Annotated in this window: 17 protein-coding genes and 1 pseudogene; 9 read left to right on the forward strand and 9 right to left on the reverse strand. The window is 71.5% G+C overall.

Features of this window, described 5'->3' with window-relative positions; genetic code table 11:
- Positions 1–98 precede the first annotated feature (98 nt).
- From IE124_RS04675 to IE124_RS04685, 3 genes are all read left to right on the forward strand, one after another.
- Positions 99–1,244: an acyl-CoA dehydrogenase family protein gene (locus IE124_RS04675; protein ID WP_189505101.1), complete on the forward strand. Its 1,146-nt coding sequence runs from the start codon at positions 99–101 to the stop codon at positions 1,242–1,244.
- A gap of 286 nt (positions 1,245–1,530) precedes the next feature.
- Entirely contained in the window at positions 1,531–1,815 is a 285-nt protein-coding gene (locus IE124_RS04680; protein WP_189505102.1) for a hypothetical protein, read from the forward strand.
- 120 nt (positions 1,816–1,935) lie between these two features.
- Entirely contained in the window at positions 1,936–2,181 is a 246-nt protein-coding gene (locus tag IE124_RS04685; RefSeq protein WP_189505103.1) for a hypothetical protein, read from the forward strand.
- A gap of 49 nt (positions 2,182–2,230) precedes the next feature.
- Here IE124_RS04685 and IE124_RS04690 read toward each other — a convergent pair whose 3' ends face one another.
- The 4 genes and pseudogenes from IE124_RS04690 to cynR form a co-directional block, all read right to left on the reverse strand.
- Positions 2,231–3,337 (reverse strand): protein kinase domain-containing protein, encoded by a 1,107-nt coding sequence (locus IE124_RS04690; RefSeq protein ID WP_229832193.1) that lies wholly within the window; start codon positions 3,335–3,337, stop codon positions 2,231–2,233.
- Positions 3,338–3,691, reverse strand: a pseudogene (locus IE124_RS34635) (SPFH domain-containing protein); the annotation flags it as partial.
- Between the two features lie 72 nt (positions 3,692–3,763).
- Positions 3,764–4,330 (reverse strand): GlcG/HbpS family heme-binding protein, encoded by a 567-nt coding sequence (locus IE124_RS04695; protein ID WP_189505541.1) that lies wholly within the window; start codon positions 4,328–4,330, stop codon positions 3,764–3,766.
- 153 nt (positions 4,331–4,483) lie between these two features.
- The gene (gene cynR / locus IE124_RS04700; RefSeq protein WP_189505105.1) at positions 4,484–5,404 is read right to left on the reverse strand and encodes a transcriptional regulator CynR; all 921 of its coding nucleotides are present in this window, start codon (positions 5,402–5,404) and stop codon (positions 4,484–4,486) included.
- Positions 5,405–5,497: 93 nt separating this feature from the next.
- Here cynR and IE124_RS04705 point away from each other — a divergent pair, with 93 nt between their 5' ends.
- Positions 5,498–6,097 (forward strand): carbonic anhydrase, encoded by a 600-nt coding sequence (locus IE124_RS04705; RefSeq protein WP_189505106.1) that lies wholly within the window; start codon positions 5,498–5,500, stop codon positions 6,095–6,097.
- A 41-nt stretch (positions 6,098–6,138) separates the two neighbouring features.
- Positions 6,139–6,609 (forward strand): cyanase, encoded by a 471-nt coding sequence (gene cynS, locus IE124_RS04710; protein ID WP_189505107.1) that lies wholly within the window; start codon positions 6,139–6,141, stop codon positions 6,607–6,609.
- A gap of 3 nt (positions 6,610–6,612) precedes the next feature.
- On the opposite strand, the gene IE124_RS04715 is transcribed toward cynS, so the two are convergent.
- Positions 6,613–7,266 carry a TetR/AcrR family transcriptional regulator gene (locus tag IE124_RS04715; protein WP_189505108.1) on the reverse strand — a complete coding sequence of 218 codons (654 nt, stop codon included), beginning with the start codon at positions 7,264–7,266 and terminating at the stop codon, positions 6,613–6,615.
- A 188-nt stretch (positions 7,267–7,454) separates the two neighbouring features.
- Between IE124_RS04715 and IE124_RS04720 the strand changes: the two genes are divergently transcribed.
- The 3 genes from IE124_RS04720 to IE124_RS04730 all read left to right on the forward strand — a co-directional run bounded on the left by IE124_RS04720 (position 7,455) and on the right by IE124_RS04730 (position 9,754).
- Positions 7,455–8,216, forward strand: coding sequence for an SDR family NAD(P)-dependent oxidoreductase (locus IE124_RS04720; protein WP_189505110.1), 762 nt, complete (start codon positions 7,455–7,457; stop codon positions 8,214–8,216).
- A 157-nt stretch (positions 8,217–8,373) separates the two neighbouring features.
- The gene (locus IE124_RS04725) at positions 8,374–9,081 is read left to right on the forward strand and encodes a TetR/AcrR family transcriptional regulator (protein ID WP_189505111.1); all 708 of its coding nucleotides are present in this window, start codon (positions 8,374–8,376) and stop codon (positions 9,079–9,081) included.
- A gap of 283 nt (positions 9,082–9,364) precedes the next feature.
- Complete coding sequence (locus tag IE124_RS04730; RefSeq protein ID WP_189505112.1) at positions 9,365–9,754, forward strand: zinc ribbon domain-containing protein; 390 nt, start codon at positions 9,365–9,367, stop codon at positions 9,752–9,754.
- A gap of 79 nt (positions 9,755–9,833) precedes the next feature.
- Here the strand turns inward: IE124_RS04730 and IE124_RS04735 are convergent, their stop codons facing one another.
- The 4 genes from IE124_RS04735 to IE124_RS04750 all read right to left on the reverse strand — a co-directional run bounded on the left by IE124_RS04735 (position 9,834) and on the right by IE124_RS04750 (position 13,622).
- Positions 9,834–10,790: an electron transfer flavoprotein subunit alpha/FixB family protein gene (locus IE124_RS04735; RefSeq protein WP_141303374.1), complete on the reverse strand. Its 957-nt coding sequence runs from the start codon at positions 10,788–10,790 to the stop codon at positions 9,834–9,836.
- A 40-nt stretch (positions 10,791–10,830) separates the two neighbouring features.
- Positions 10,831–11,616 (reverse strand): electron transfer flavoprotein subunit beta/FixA family protein, encoded by a 786-nt coding sequence (locus IE124_RS04740; protein WP_189505113.1) that lies wholly within the window; start codon positions 11,614–11,616, stop codon positions 10,831–10,833.
- A 28-nt stretch (positions 11,617–11,644) separates the two neighbouring features.
- On the reverse strand, positions 11,645–12,811 hold the full coding sequence (locus tag IE124_RS04745) for an acyl-CoA dehydrogenase family protein (RefSeq protein ID WP_189505114.1): 1,167 nt from the start codon (positions 12,809–12,811) through the stop codon (positions 11,645–11,647).
- A 151-nt stretch (positions 12,812–12,962) separates the two neighbouring features.
- Entirely contained in the window at positions 12,963–13,622 is a 660-nt protein-coding gene (locus IE124_RS04750) for a ScbR family autoregulator-binding transcription factor (RefSeq protein ID WP_189505115.1), read from the reverse strand.
- Positions 13,623–13,750: 128 nt separating this feature from the next.
- Here IE124_RS04750 and IE124_RS04755 point away from each other — a divergent pair, with 128 nt between their 5' ends.
- Entirely contained in the window at positions 13,751–14,701 is a 951-nt protein-coding gene (locus IE124_RS04755; RefSeq protein ID WP_189505116.1) for a ScbA/BarX family gamma-butyrolactone biosynthesis protein, read from the forward strand.
- Positions 14,702–14,712: the final 11 nt, after the last annotated feature.

The following is a 14,712-nucleotide window of genomic DNA, read 5'->3' on the forward strand; positions in this document are numbered from 1 at the left end:
AGGGGGCCGCGGGGGGTTACGTCCGAAGCCGGCTGCGCTACGCTAAGCGGTACTGCAGTACCTGCCCCAGTACCACTTTGCGCGCCGCTGGAGTCGCCATGGATGTCGACCGCCTGCTTCCCACCCCCGAAGCGGCGGACCTCATCGCCCTCACCCGGGAGATCGCCGACAAGGAGCTCTCTCCCCGGGTGAACGAGCACGAGGCCGCCGAGACCTACCCCGAAGGTCTCTTCACCACCCTCGGCCAGGCCGGGCTCCTCGGCCTCGCCTACCCCGAGGAGTACGGCGGCGGAGGCCAGCCGTACGAGGTCTACCTCCAGGTCCTGGAAGAGCTCGCCGCCCGCTGGGCGGCCGTCGCCGTCGCCACCAGCGTCCACACGCTGGCCTGCCACCCGCTCCACACCTTCGGCACCGCCGAGCAGAAGGAGCGCTGGCTGCCCGCGATGCTGGAAGGCCGCACCATCGGCGGCTACAGCCTCTCCGAGCCGCAGGCCGGCTCGGACGCGGCCGCCCTCTCCTGCAAGGCCGAGCTCCAGGAAGACGGCAGCGGCTACCGCGTGACCGGCACCAAGGCCTGGATCACCCACGGCGGCAAGGCCGACTTCTACGCCCTCTTCGCCCGCACCGCGCCCGGCAGCCACGGCATCTCCTGCTTCCTCGCCCCCGGCGCCGCCGAAGGGCTGAGCTTCGGCCAGCCCGAGCGCAAGATGGGCCTCCAGGCGGTCCCGACCACCTCCGCGTACTGGGACGGCGCCCTCCTCGACGCCGACCGGCTCATCGGGGAGGAGGGTCAGGGCCTCCAGATCGCCTTCAGCGCCCTCGACAGCGGCCGTCTCGGCATCGCCGCCTGCGCGACGGGCCTCGCCCAGGCCGCGCTGGACGCCGCCGTCGAGTACGCCAACGAGCGCACCACCTTCGGCCGCCGCATCGTCGACCACCAGGGCCTCGGCTTCCTCCTCGCCGACATGGCCGCCGCGGTCGACGCGGCCCGCGCCACCTACCTGGACGCGGCCCGCCGCCGCGACCTCGGCCGCCCCTTCAGCCGCCAGGCCAGCGCGGCCAAGCTCATCGCCACCGACACGGCCATGAAGGTCACCACGGACGCGGTCCAGGTCCTCGGCGGCTACGGCTACACCCGCGACTTCCCGGTGGAGCGTTTCATGCGCGAGGCGAAAATCATGCAGATCTTCGAGGGCACCAACCAGATCCAGCGACTGGTCATCAGCCGCGGCCTGGCGCGCTGACCGGGTACGCGTCCGGAGCACCCGGCTTCCTGCGGAGGAAGCCGGGTACGCCACCACTGACCCGGACCACTAATTCGGACCGTTAACCCGGACCACTGACGCGGGCCGTTAACCCGCATCACTGATGCGGACCACTAGCTCGGACTGTTACCCGGACAACTGACCGGGATCGTCAGCCCGGATGTCAGCCCGGATCGTTAGAGGGGAACGTCGGCGCGAAACGTTAGCGGGCTTAAGTTCTGCGCTACGGTGGAATCTCGAATGGTGATTCCACCGGAGGGCCAGGATGAGCAGCGAGCCGTGGACGATCGAACGGATCTGCGTTGCTCTCGGAACCCCCGCCCTCACCCAGAGCTTCCTCGGCCAGATCAACCGTGCGCCGGCCCATGAACTCCTCACCGTCTTCGCGAAGTGGGAGCGCATCGCCAAGGACACCGTCGCCGCCGTTGAACGAGGCCGCAAGCTGGCCGCCTACGACGCCCGCGGCGAAGCGGCTCCCGGCCCGTGGATCGATGCCACGGACCGCATCCGAACCGCGGCCGACCGGTCCCGCGCCAGCGGTGCGGCCTGACCGCGATCGGCTCTTCGTACAGTCAGCGACCCGCTACGCTGGGTCGTGAAAGATCGCTGTCTGTGGGCCAGTGATTTCGTCGCACCCCGTCCTGGTGCCCGGAAGTCAAGGACCATCGCCTTGCAGTACCGGCTCAAGTACGACCCCGCCGCGGAAGCCGTACACGAAGCGATGCCGCCCGAGCCCAGCGAAGCGCTGACGCTCGCCCTCGCCGCCGCCTGCAGCGACCCCATCGGCGCCACGCGGCCCTACGGCGAGGACGACGGAGTCATCCGGATGCTGGTCACCGAGGCGGCCTTCGCCGTGCTCCTCGTCGGGGACACCCTCCAGACGGTGACCGTCCTGCAGATCAGCTACTACGGCTGAACACCCGGGCGCTGCGGCGCTGCGGGCGCTTCGGCGGTGCGGCTCCGGGTCACTCCGGGGGCGCGGCCGTCACCGTCGCCGCCTGGTGCAGGTCGACCAGCGTGCGCAGGGCGGGCGGCAGCCAGTTCGACGGGGGCTCGGTCCCGGCGCCGCCGAGGCTACGGAGGACCTCGGTGGGTGACGGGCGGCCCGCGGGATCGTGGTCGAGGCAGGCGGTCGCCACGGAGGCGAGGTCCGCGGGCAGCAGCCGCGGCGCGACGGCCAGGGCCGTGCCCTCGGCGTAGCGGGCCGCGCCTCCGGCGTGGCACAGCACCATGCCGAAGGCGTACATGTCGACGGCGGCGCTCAGCGGCGCGCCGGTCAGCTGCTCGGGGGCGAGGAATCCGCGCGTACCGACGACGACGTCGGCGTCCGTCAGCGCGGTTGCCTCCGCGCCGCGTGCGATGCCGAAGTCGATCACGCGGGGACCGGCGGCCGAGACGAGGATGTTGCCGGGCTTGAGGTCCCGGTGGACGATGCCGCAGGCGTGGATGGCCTCCAGCGCCTCGGCGACGCCGAGCGCCAGGGCTCGGAGGGTGAGCGCGGGCAGGGGTCCGTGGATCCCCAGCACCTCGTCCAGCGACGGGCCGGGGATGTACTCGGTGACGAGCCAGGGCCTGGTGTCCTCGGGCCCCGCGTCGACCACCGGCGCGGTGTGGAAGCCGCTCACCCTGCGGGCGGCGTCGACCTCCCGGGCGAAGCGGCGGCGGAAGGACGGATCGCTGACGAGTTCCTCCCGCACCACCTTCACCGCGACCTGCCGGGCACCCGGGGACAGACCGAGGTAGACGGTGCCCATGCCGCCCTCGCCCAGCCGGGCCGTCAGCCGGTACCGGCCCACGTGCCGGGGATCGTCCCCGCGCAGCGGCTCGTGGGCGAACGGGAGGGCCGGCGGCGCGTGCGGACGCGGTGCGGGACGAGCCTGCTCCGGGTGCGGCGGCCGGACGTCGGCGGCCTCGGCCTGCCGGTGGATCCGCGCCACTTCGGCCTCGGCCTCCGCCCGCAGGATCGCGGACTGCTTCTCTCCCTCCGCCGCAAGGATCTGGGAGTGCCGGATGGCCTCCGCCGTGAGGATGGCCGCGCGCTTGTCGCGGTCGGCGCGCATCTGCTTCTCCATCGAGTCCTGGATGGAGGTCGGCGGCTCGATGGCCTTGAGCTCGACGCGGGCGACCCGGACGCCCCACTTGCCGGCCGCCGGTTCGAGGGCGCCGCGCAGCGCGGTGTTGATCTCCTGCCGGGAGGCGAGGGCGGGGTCCGGATCCGGTCGAACGGCGGGAACACGATGTTGAGTCCGGGGTGCAGCAGCCGGGTGTGACGTCCGTAGCGCTCGACGACGGCCACGGATCCCTCGGGGACGATCCGTACGGCCCAGGCGAGTTCCGCCAGGGCGAGCACACCCGCCGGCACGAACAGAAGCGTCACGGCGTCCAACGGTCCGATCCCCCCTCGGCCTTCCCGTGTCAGTCGGCACAGTTTCGCAGAACTGACCCAAGGGGCACAGGTGTTGGGCGAGAGGGGAGTGGGCCTGGGTGGCGCCTTCGCTCTACTTGCCGAGGGTGGCGACGCCGGCCTGGGCGAACTTCTCGTCGAGGTCGCCGGAGGGGGCGCCGGCGACGCCGATGCCGGCGATGGGGGCGCCCTTGGCGGTGACGGGGGCGCCGCCGCCGAGGAAAAGGGTGCCGGGGATGTCCTTGAGGTTGGGGGCCTGGGCGAGGCGCTTGGCGAGTTCGGAGGTGGGCGCGTTCCAGGAGACGGCGGTGAAGGCCTTCTTGACGGCGGATTCGTAGGACTGGGGGCCGGCGCCGTCGCCGCGGAGGGTGACGAGGGTGTTGCCGTTGCGGTCGACGACGGCGACGGAGACGCGCTGGTTCTCCTTCTCGGCGGCGTCGAGGGTGGCCTGCGCGGCCTCGGTGGCGGCCTCGATCGTCAGGTGCGTCGACTGGGTGGTGTTCTTGTTCTTGGCGTCGGCCCTGGCGACGGCCGCGGCCGGAGCGGCCGCCGTTTCCTCGCCGGTGGCGTTGGCGGAGTAGGCACCGAAGGCGCCGAGCGCGATGGCCGCGGCCAGTGCGCCGCCGGTCACGGCACGGGTGCGCGTCGAGGCCTTCTTCACGTGCTTCATGGGGTCCGCTCCAGTGGACTCGGGGAATCGCGGGGGCCGTCGGAGGACGCCGCCCGCTCTCTCCCTTCCATCCTGGTGTCGTACCGTGCTCCGCCCCGTCGGCGTCCCGGCTGCACCCGGAGGACTCAACGGGTGACCCCCGGGTCAGCCGATCGGATGACCCCGGTCCGTCCCGTCGCCGGGTACGGCCTCGGCGGCGGCCAGTTCGGCGAAGGACTCGGCCGCCGCGCTCCGGTAGCCGCCGGTGCGGCGCAGCAGGGCGACTCCGCGCGACGGGAGCGCGGGGGAGAGCGGAACGGGCCTCAGGTACGGGTGGTCGCGCGTCACCGCGTCGGGGAGGACCGTGGCGAGAGCGGTCCGCCGGACGATCTCGGTGAGCGCGCTGACGGAGTTGGCCTCCACCGCGATCCGCGGGCCGACGCGGTGCTCCGCCACGTACGTGTCGACGTGCCGTCGGGTCGCGAAGTCCTCGCTCAGCAGCGCGAAATGATGACCCGTCAATTCGGACACCGGCAGCGGCTCGGTGCGCCCGGCGTGCGGGTGGGCCGGGCCGACTACCAGGCCGAGGGTCTCGGTGAAGAGCCCCGTCGCCTCGACGCCCGCGAGGTGGACGCCGTCGAAGGCGATGCCGAGATCCACGCGGTCCGCGAGGAGTTCGGCCTCGATGCGGTCCTGCGTCAGCTCCCGCACCTCCACGGTGATCCCCGGGTGGCGCGTGTGGAAGGCGGCGACGAGCGGACCCGTGAGGTACGCGGTGAAGGTGGGCGTGACCGCCAGCCGGAGGTGGCCGCGGGAGAGGTCCCGTACGTCCAGCACCGCCCGCTCGCCCGCCGCCAGGTCCCGGAGCGCGCGCCGGGCGTACCGCGCGTACGTCTCCCCGGCGTCCGTGAGGCGTACGGTCCGGCCGGTGCGGTCCAGGAGCTGGGCCCCGAGGGCCTTCTCCAGCTGCTTGATCTGCTGGGACAGCGTCGGCTGGGCGATGTGGAGCTCCTCCGCCGCGCGCGTGAAGTTGCCGTGCTCGGCGACGGCGAGGAGGTAGCGGAGGTGACGGAGTTCCGGCTGCATGGGATGAGTGTAAAGCGTCTATAGATGTCATCTATAAGAGAGATCGATGACCGGTCTTGGACGCTATAGCCGCTGGTCGTGCAGGGTGAAGGCATGCCTCATCTCGCCGAGGGAATCGACCGCTTCCAGCGGGAGATCTTCCCCGCCAAAGCCGGCCTCTTCGCCCGCCTGGCCACCGTCCACCGCCCCCGGACCCTCTTCATCGGCTGCTCCGACGCCCGCGTCGTCCCCGAGCTGATCACCCAGACCGATCCGGGTGAGCTCTTCGTCATCCGCACCGCCGGCAACCTCGTCCCCGCCCACACCCCGGGCGCCGACGCGGTCTCCGCCGGCGTCGAGTACGCCGTCGCGGTCCTCGGCGTGCGGGACGTCGTCGTCTGCGGGCACTCCGCCTGTGGCGCGATGACCGCGCTCGCCGAGGGCCACGACCTCGCCTCGGCGCCCGCCGTCGCCGCCTGGCTGCGGCACGCGGACGCCTCCCTGGCCCGCACCGCCGCGGCCGGGCGCCAGGGGGACGTGGCCGCCCTCGTCCGCGAGAACGTCGACGCCCAGCTGGCCAACCTCGCCACCCACCCCTCCGTCGCCCGCGCGCTGGCCGCGGGAGACGTACGCCTGCACGGCTGGGTCTTCGACATCGCGGCGGGCTCCGTGGAGGAGCTCGACACCACCGCCCGCCCGGCCGTCGCCGCCTGATCCCCCCCGGCAAACCCCTACAGAAGAGAAGGACACCACTCATGGTGCACGCCCAGTTCGACCCCACCGCCCGTCGCGAGCTCGCCGTCGCCGCCGTCGAGGCCAAGACCGTCAAGGACCTGACCTGGCAGCAGATCGCGGACGCCGCGGGGCTCTCCGTCGCCTACACCACCGCCGCCGTCCTCGGCCAGCACCCGCTGCCGGAGGAGTCCGCCCGGGCGGTCGCCGGCCTCCTCGGACTCGACGAGGACGCGGTACGGCTGCTGCGCACGATCCCCACCCGGGGCTCGATCGACGGCGGCATCCCGACCGACCCGACGATCTACCGGTTCCACGAGATGCTCCAGGTCTACGGCACCACCCTGAAGGCCCTGGTCCACGAGCAGTTCGGCGACGGCATCATCTCCGCGATCAACTTCACGCTGGACGTGAAGAAGGTCGCCGACCCCGAGGGCGGCGAGCGCGCCGTCATCACCCTGAACGGCAAGTACCTCCCGACCAGGCCCTTCTGACGGTCACTCGGTCCCGGCGGAGGTCCTCGCGCCCAGCAGGGCAAGGGAGTTCGGCCACAGGACGTCGAGGCGCCCCACGTCGTCGTACAGCTTGGCGAAGAGGACCTGGCCCTCCAGCAGGGCGACGAGGGCGCGCGCGGCCTCGTGGGCGTCGGCGACGGTGACCTCGCCGCGCCCGCCGGCCTCCGCGACGACCTCCTCCACCAGGACCACCTGCTCGTCGAAGATCTCCCGCAGGCGCTCCCGCACGGCCGCCGTCCCGGTGCTCATCTCCAGGGCCAGGTTCCCGAGGAGACAGCCAGTGACGGTGCCGCAGCTCCGCTGCCCCTCCCGCAGCTCGGCCGCCGTCGACTCGTACAACCGCCGCAGCCCCCGGAGCGTCCGGACGCCCCCGTCGCCGTCCACGACTCCGCCCTCGTCCGCGCCCCCGCCCCCCGCCAGCGCTCGCGTCCACGCGGCGCGCTGCTCGGTCCAGTGCTCGTCGATCACCGCGAGGGCCAGCTCCTCCTTGGAGGCGAAGAAGTAGTAGAAGCTGCCCTTCGGGACGCCGGCGGCCTTGCAGATCTCCGCCACGCCCAGGGCGGAGTAGCCGCGCGACAGCAGCAGCGTCTTCGCGGCGGTCAGGATGCGCTCCCGCGCGTCACTCGTTCGCCCCATGGCGGAAGTCTACGACCGGTCGACTACCGCTGGAGGATGTCCTGCTTCCGCTTCCGGGGGCACTGCCTGCGGTTCTATGGTGGGCGGCGCAGATCGCGCGGACCGCGCGGTCCCCCGCGGGCACGCGCCCGATCCGGCGGCCAACCCGGCGGCAGGGTCCCACCCGCACGAAACGAACGAGGAGTTCCATGGACATCGCAGGCTCCGCCGCTCTCGTCACCGGCGCCGCCTCCGGCCTCGGCGCCGCCACGGCCGCCGCGCTCGCCGCCCGTGGCGCCACCGTCTACGGCCTCGACCTGGACAAGGCCGTCGCGGCCGCCGGGCCGCTGCCCGAGGGCGTCCGCCTGCTCGCCGCGGACGTCACCGACGAGGACCAGGTGCGCGAGGCCCTGGCCGCGCTCGACGCCGACGGCGCCGAGCTCCGGCTCGCCGTGAACTGCGCGGGCATCGCCCCCTCCGCCCGCATCCTGGGCCGCAAGGGACCGCACGACCTCGACCTGTTCCGGACGGTCCTCAACGTGAACCTGCTGGGGACGTTCAACGTCATGCGGCTCGCCGCCGAGGCCATCGCCCGGCACGAGCCCGACGAGAACGGGCAGCGCGGCCTCGTCGTGAACACCGCCTCGATCGCCGCCTTCGAGGGCCAGGTCGGCCAGATCGCCTACGCCGCCTCCAAGGCGGGCGTCGCGGGCATGACCGTCACCGCGGCCCGTGACCTCGCGCAGTTCGGCATCCGCGTCGTCACCGTCGCCCCCGGAATCGTCGACACCCCGATGATGGCCGGCTTCGGCGAGGAGGTCAGGGCGGGTCTCGCGGCGAGCGTCACCTTCCCCCAGCGCCTCGCGCGCCCGGAGGAGTACGCCCGACTGGTCACGATGATCGTCGAGCACGACTACCTCAACGGGGAGACGATCCGCATGGACGGCGCCCTGCGCATGGCCCCGCGCTGAGCCCGCACGGCCCGGCCCCCGCGCTGAGCCCGCACGGCCCGGCCCGGCCCCCGCGCTGAGCCTGCTCTGACCCTCCGTACCCTCGATGCGGTACTCGGTGCCGGAAACACTCGGCACCAAGTGCCGCATCGAGTGGTTCTGGTGTTAGGTTCGGGCCATGGGAACAGCCTCGACGAACTCTCCTAAGCCCGCGATGCGGGACTCCCTCATCGCCGCGGCCTTCCAGCTCTTCCTCGAGCGCGGCTACGAGCAGACCACCGTCGACGACATCGTCACGCTCGCCGGCGTCGGCCGCCGCTCCTTCTTCCGGTACTTCCCGTCGAAGGAGGACGTGGTCTTCCCCGACCACGAGCAGTGCCTCGCCGACATGACCCGCTTCCTCGCGGCGAGCGCCGACTCCGACGACCCGATCGTCCGTGTCTGCGACGCCGCCCGGCTCGTCATGCGGATGTACGCCGAGAACCCGACCTTCTCCGTGCAGCGCTACCGCCTCACCCGCGAGGTGACCGGACTGCGGACGTACGAGCTCTCCGTCGTCTGGCGGTACGAGAAGACCCTCGGCGACTACCTGCGCACCCGCTGGGCCGACCGCCGGGACGGCACCCTGCGCGCCAACGTGGTCGCCGCGGCCGTCGTCGCCGCCCACAACCACGCCCTGCGCCACTGGCTGCGCTCGGGCGGCGAGGGGGACCCGCTGGCGGAGGTGGACCAGGCCCTGGAGTTCGTCCGGACGACCTGGAGCCCGGACGCGGTCGCGGTCGCGCCGGCCGAGGAGAACGAGGACGTCGTGGTGGTCATCACCAAGCGGTCCACCCCGATGTGGCGCGTGGTGCGCGAGGTGGAGTCGAGCCTCGGCGAGAACTGACGGCGAGATCTGGCGGCGAGCACTGGCGGCGAGAACCGACGGCGAGCACTGGCGGCGGGATCCGGCGGCGAGAACCTACGGGGGGATCCGACGGCGGGATCCGACGGCGGGATCCGGGGTTTCCCGTGAGGAGATCCCGCACCCCCGGTGAAGGGATCCCGCATCCCCCGTGAGGGATTCCGGTATCTCGAATTGTGGGAACTCAGGTCTTTATTTGATGGCACTCAGTGCCATATCTTTGCTCCATGCACGGTCGAGCCGCCGAGTGCAAGGAGAACCCATCGTGTTCCACACCGGACTGAGGAGCGGGACCGCCGTCCAGGCCGCCGAAGAGGCGGGCCCCGACGCCGAGCTCTACTTCCAGCGCTGCCGCTGGTGCCACACCACGACCTTCCAGCGACTGCTCTGCCCGACCTGCGGGTCGACCGAGCTCTCGCCCGAACTCAGCGAGGGCGAGGGCGTGATATCCGTACGTCGTGGTGTCGCCGCGGCCGACGCGGACCTCTGGCCGGTGTACATGACGGAGGGCTTCACGGTCCGCTGCCGCGTCGACGGACCGCTGCACGCGGTGCGTCCCGGCGTCCGGGTGAAGGTTTCCTCGGGTGTCGGACTGACCGGTCGCCGGCCGGTCGTCCGGCTCTGCGAAGAGGTCCCGCTCGACGGCTGGATCTGACGCGAGGCGCACGAGAAGGGGGCGGTGGGTGGCACAGAGTGCCACCCACCGCCCCCTTTCGCGTCGGGCGACGGAACCGTCAGCGGGCGCCGATCTCGTCCGTCAGCTGCGGCAGCACCTCGAAGAGGTCGCCGACCACGCCGTAGTCCACGAGGTCGAAGATCGGGGCCTCGGCGTCCTTGTTGACGGCCACGATCGTCTTCGACGTCTGCATGCCCGCCCGGTGCTGGATCGCGCCGGAGATGCCCGCCGCGACGTACAGCTGCGGCGAGACCTGCTTGCCGGTCTGGCCGACCTGGTTGGCGTGCGGGTACCAGCCGGCGTCCACGGCGGCGCGGGAGGCGCCGACGGCCGCGCCGAGCGAGTCGGCCAGCTTCTCGACGACCGCGAAGCCCTCGGCCGCGCCGACACCACGACCGCCGGAGACCACGATCGCGGACTCGGTCAGCTCGGGGCGGCCGGTGGAGACGCGCGGGGTGCGCGAGACGACCTTGGCGGCGTTGCCGGTGAAGGCGACGGCCACGTTCTCGACCGTGCCGGCGGCCGGGGCGGCCTCCGGGGCGGCGGAGTTCGGCTTGACGGTGATGACCGGGACGCCGTGCGAGACCGTCGAGCGCACCTGGTACGAGGCGGCGAAGACGGACTGCGTGGCGACCGGGCCGTTCTCGCCGGCCTCCAGCTCCACGGCGTCGGTGATCAGACCGGAGCCGAGGCGCAGCGCGACCCGGGCGGCGATCTCCTTGCCCTCGCCGGAGGAGGTCACCAGGACGGCGGCGGCCCCCTTCTCCTTCGCGAGCTGGGTCAGCGCGTCGACCTTGGGGACGACCAGCTGGTCGGTGAACTCGGCGCCGTCCGCGACGTACACGGTGGCCGCGCCGTACTCGCCCGCCGTGGCGGCGATCGAGGCCGCGGCCTCGCCGGCGCCGAGCACGACGGCCGAGGGCTCGCCGATGCGGCGGGCCAGGGTCAGCAGTTCGAGGGCCGGCTTGCGGACCGCACCGTCGGCGTGGTCCACGAGAACCAGGATCTCAGCCATGATTCATTGCTCCTGAGTGGGTGTCTGGCTGACGGTGGGGTCAGATGAACTTCTGGGTGGCGAGGAAGGCCGCGAGCTGCTTGCCGCCGTCGCCCTCGTCCGTGACGATCGTGCCCTGCGTACGGGCCGGACGCGCGGCCACCGCGTCGACGAGGGTCCAGGACCCGGCCAGGCCCACCTCGTCGGCGTCGATGTCCAGGTCGTCCAGGTCCAGCTCCTCGACCGGCTTCTTCTTGGCGGCCATGATTCCCTTGAACGAGGGGTAACGGGCCTCGCCGGACTGGTCGGTGACCGACACGACGGCCGGCAGCGGGGCCTCCAGGAGCTCGGTGGCGGAGTCCCCGTCGCGGCGGCCCTTCACCGTCTCGCCGTCGACCGAGACCTCGGACAGCAGCGTCACCTGGGGCACGTTCAGCCGCTCGGCGAGCAGGGCCGGCAGGACGCCCATCGTGCCGTCGGTCGAGGCCATGCCGCAGACGACCAGGTCGAAGCCGGTCTTCTCCAGGGCCTTGGCCAGGATCGCGGACGTGGCGATGACGTCGGAGCCGTGGATGTCCTCGTCGTTGACGTGGACGGCCTTGTCGGCGCCCATCGACAGCGCCTTGCGCAGCGCGTCCTTGGCGTCGTCCGGGCCCACGGTCACGACGGTGACCTCGGCGTCGTCGGACTCCTCCGAGATCCGCAGGGCCTGCTCGACCGCGTACTCGTCCAGCTCCGAGAGCAGGCCGTCGACGGCCTCGCGGTCGGTCGTCAGGTCGTCGGCGAAACCGCGGTCGCCGGTCGCGTCGGGGACGTACTTCACACAGACTGCGATCTTCAGGGTCACGGCCTGTCTCCTTTCGAAGGGCTGGTGGTTACGGGAGGTTGCGGGCCATGACGATGCGCTGGACCTGGTTGGTGCCTTCGTAGATCTGGGTGATCTTGGCGTCGCGCATCATGCGTTCGACGGGGTAGTCGCGGGTGTAGCCGTAGCCGCCGAGGAGCTGGATGGCGTCGATGGTGACCTCCATGGCGACGTCGGAGGCGAAGCACTTGGCGGCGGCGCCGAAGAAGGTGAGGTCCTCCTTCTCGCTTCCGGCGGAGACGCGCTCGGACTTGGCGGCGGCGGCGTAGGTGAGCTGGCGGGCGGCTTCGAGCTTCATGGCCATGTCGGCGAGCATGAACTGGATGCCCTGGAAGTCGGCGATGGGCTTGCCGAACTGCTTGCGTTCCCGGACGTAGCCCTTGGCGTAGTCGAGGGCGCCCTGGGCGATGCCGATGGCCTGGGCGGCGATGGTGACGCGGGTGTGGTCGAGGGTCTTCATCGCGGTGGCGAAGCCGGTGCCCTCGGCGCCGATCATGCGGTCGGCGGGGATGCGGACGTTGTCGAGGTAGACCTCGCGGGTCGGGGAGCCCTTGATGCCGAGCTTCTTCTCCGGGGCGCCGAAGGAGACGCCCGCGTCGGACTTCTCCACGACGAAGGCGCTGATGCCCTTGGAGCGCTTGTCGGGGTCGGTGACGGCCATCACCGTGTAGTACTCCGAGACGCCGGCGTTGGTGATCCACCGCTTGACGCCGTTGAGGACCCAGAAGTCGCCGTCGCGCACGGCGCGGGTCTTCATCCCGGCCGCGTCCGAGCCCGCGTCGGGCTCGGACAGGGCGTAGGAGAACATCGCGTCGCCCTTGGCCAGCGGGCCCAGGTACTTCGCCTTCAGCTCCTCCGAGCCCGACAGGACCACCGGCAGCGAGCCCAGCTTGTTCACCGCCGGGATCAGCGACGAGGAACCGCACACCCGCGCGACCTCCTCGATCACGATCACCGTCGCCAGCGCGTCCGCCCCCGCACCCCCGTACGCCTCCGGCACGTGCACCGCGTGCAGGTCGTTGGCGACCAGCGCGTCCAGCGCCTCCTGCGGGAACCGGTGCTCCTCGTCCACCGCCGCCGCGAACGGAGCGATCTTCGCCTCCGCCAGCGCACGCACCGACTCACGGAGCATGTCGTGCTCCTCGGAGGGCCGATACAGGTCGAAGTCCTTGCCCATGATGTGGAGCTCCCCTAGACGCTTGTGGCACTGAGTACCCTCAGCAAAACACACTCAGTGCCATGACGCCAGAGCGCCCCGACACTGTTCCGTGTCGAGGCGCCGAAGCGGCCATGTGGTCGGTTTTGTTTGACGGAGAGTGAACGTGGGGTTACTGATCCTCGCGGCGCTTCTGGCTCGCGTCGTACTCCGCCGCCAGCTGCTCGGCGCGATCCTCGTTCAGCCGGAGACCGGTCAGCAGGGCCGGTGTGCAGATGCTCGGCAGCAGGTACCTGAGCAGTACCGAGATCCGATGGTTCAGGTCGGTGCGGTTGCGCAGGATCTGGGACATCGTCTGGATGCCGGCGTACGCACCGGAGAAGAGTTCGGCGGCGTCGGACACGTCCACGTGGCCGAGGATCTCGCCCCGGGTCTTCGCGACGGTCAGGATCTCCGACACCTGGTCGATCCACGCGGTGAACGGCGCGGCCCTGTCGACACCGGTGGCGCCGCTGTCCAGGGCCAGTGCGACACTCGCCCGGACGAGCGGGTCACGCTGGAGGCGATGGGCGAGCAGGAAGGCCTGGTCCGCGAGCTCCTGGAGCTTGATCGGCTGCGGGGACATCGGCTCGTCGAGCATCTGGGCGTCGAGTACACCAAGAGCGACGTCTTCCTTGGAGGCGAAGTGGAAGTAGAGCGCTCCCTTGGTCACCCCGGCGCGCGCCAGGATCTCCCCGATGGTCGTCCGCTCGTAACCCCGCTCGGCGAAGACCGTGGCGGCCGCCTCCAGAATGGCCCGTCGGGTCTTGATTGCACGCGCTTGCTGCGCCAAGGCGCCGCCTCCTGCTGTGTCGCTGTCTGTGCTCACCGTGTGACGTGATGCGTTGAAAAGAAAACCGGACTGTACGTATTCTATGTGGGGCGGACGCATCCGCTTAGGGTGGGACGCAAGGGGGATCCATGGACCAGAAGTGGCGCGGAGCGACGACACACGTCCCAGGGGAGTTCGTCCACCGGTCCGACCCCACGGACATCTTCCCCACGGGCTGGACGCGACTGGCCGAGAACCGGTTCTCCGTCTCCGCCCGCTGGCCTGCTGCGCATCCCTTCTTCTCTCCGGTGGCGGGGGACCTTCATGACCCGGTCCTGGTGGCCGAGACGATACGCCAGGCCACCATGCTCGTCGCTCATGCCGAGCTGGGGGTACCCCTGGACGAGCAGTTCGTCATGTGGGGTCTCGGCTACACCGTCGACCCCGAGACGCTCGCCGTGGGCGGCCGCTCCTCGGAGGTCACCGTCGACCTCCTCTGCTCCGACGTGGTCCGCCGCGGCAGCAGCGTCCGGAGCATGCGCGTCGACATGATGCTCACGCGTGACGGCCGGCACCTCGCCACCGGCAGCGCCCTGACCCGCTGCACGTCCGCCCTCGCGTACCGCCGGATCCGCGGTGAGCGCCTGGCCGCACTCGGCAGACCGGTGCCCCTCATACCCGGCGTGGCTCCTCAGCTGGTCGGCCGGGAGAGCTCCAAGGACGTCGTCCTGGGCGCGGGAGCCAGGCCCGGCCAGTGGCAGCTGCGCATCAACACGGCACACGGCACCCTCTTCCGCCGCCCGAACGATCACGTGCCGGGCATGGTGCTCCTCGAAGCCGCCCGTCAGGCGGCGACGCTGACGACCGGGAGCAGCGCCTTCCTCCCCGCCGTGATGGAGTCCTCCTTCTCGCGCTACGCCGAGCTCGACAGCCCGTGCTGGATAGAGCCCCAGATCGTCCGCACCGCCGACCCCTCGACGACCACCGTCCTGGTCACCGGCCGGCAGGACGGCGGCGAGGTGTTCCGCTCCGTGCTCAGTTCCCCGGCGTGTGGCCTGGCGGTCACCGGAGGCGGCCTCCGCAGCCGACTGGCCGGTTGAGCGGGACGGGA

Origin of the sequence: Streptomyces narbonensis, from assembly GCF_014649015.1 — a bacterium.
GTDB lineage: Bacteria > Actinomycetota > Actinomycetes > Streptomycetales > Streptomycetaceae > Streptomyces > Streptomyces narbonensis.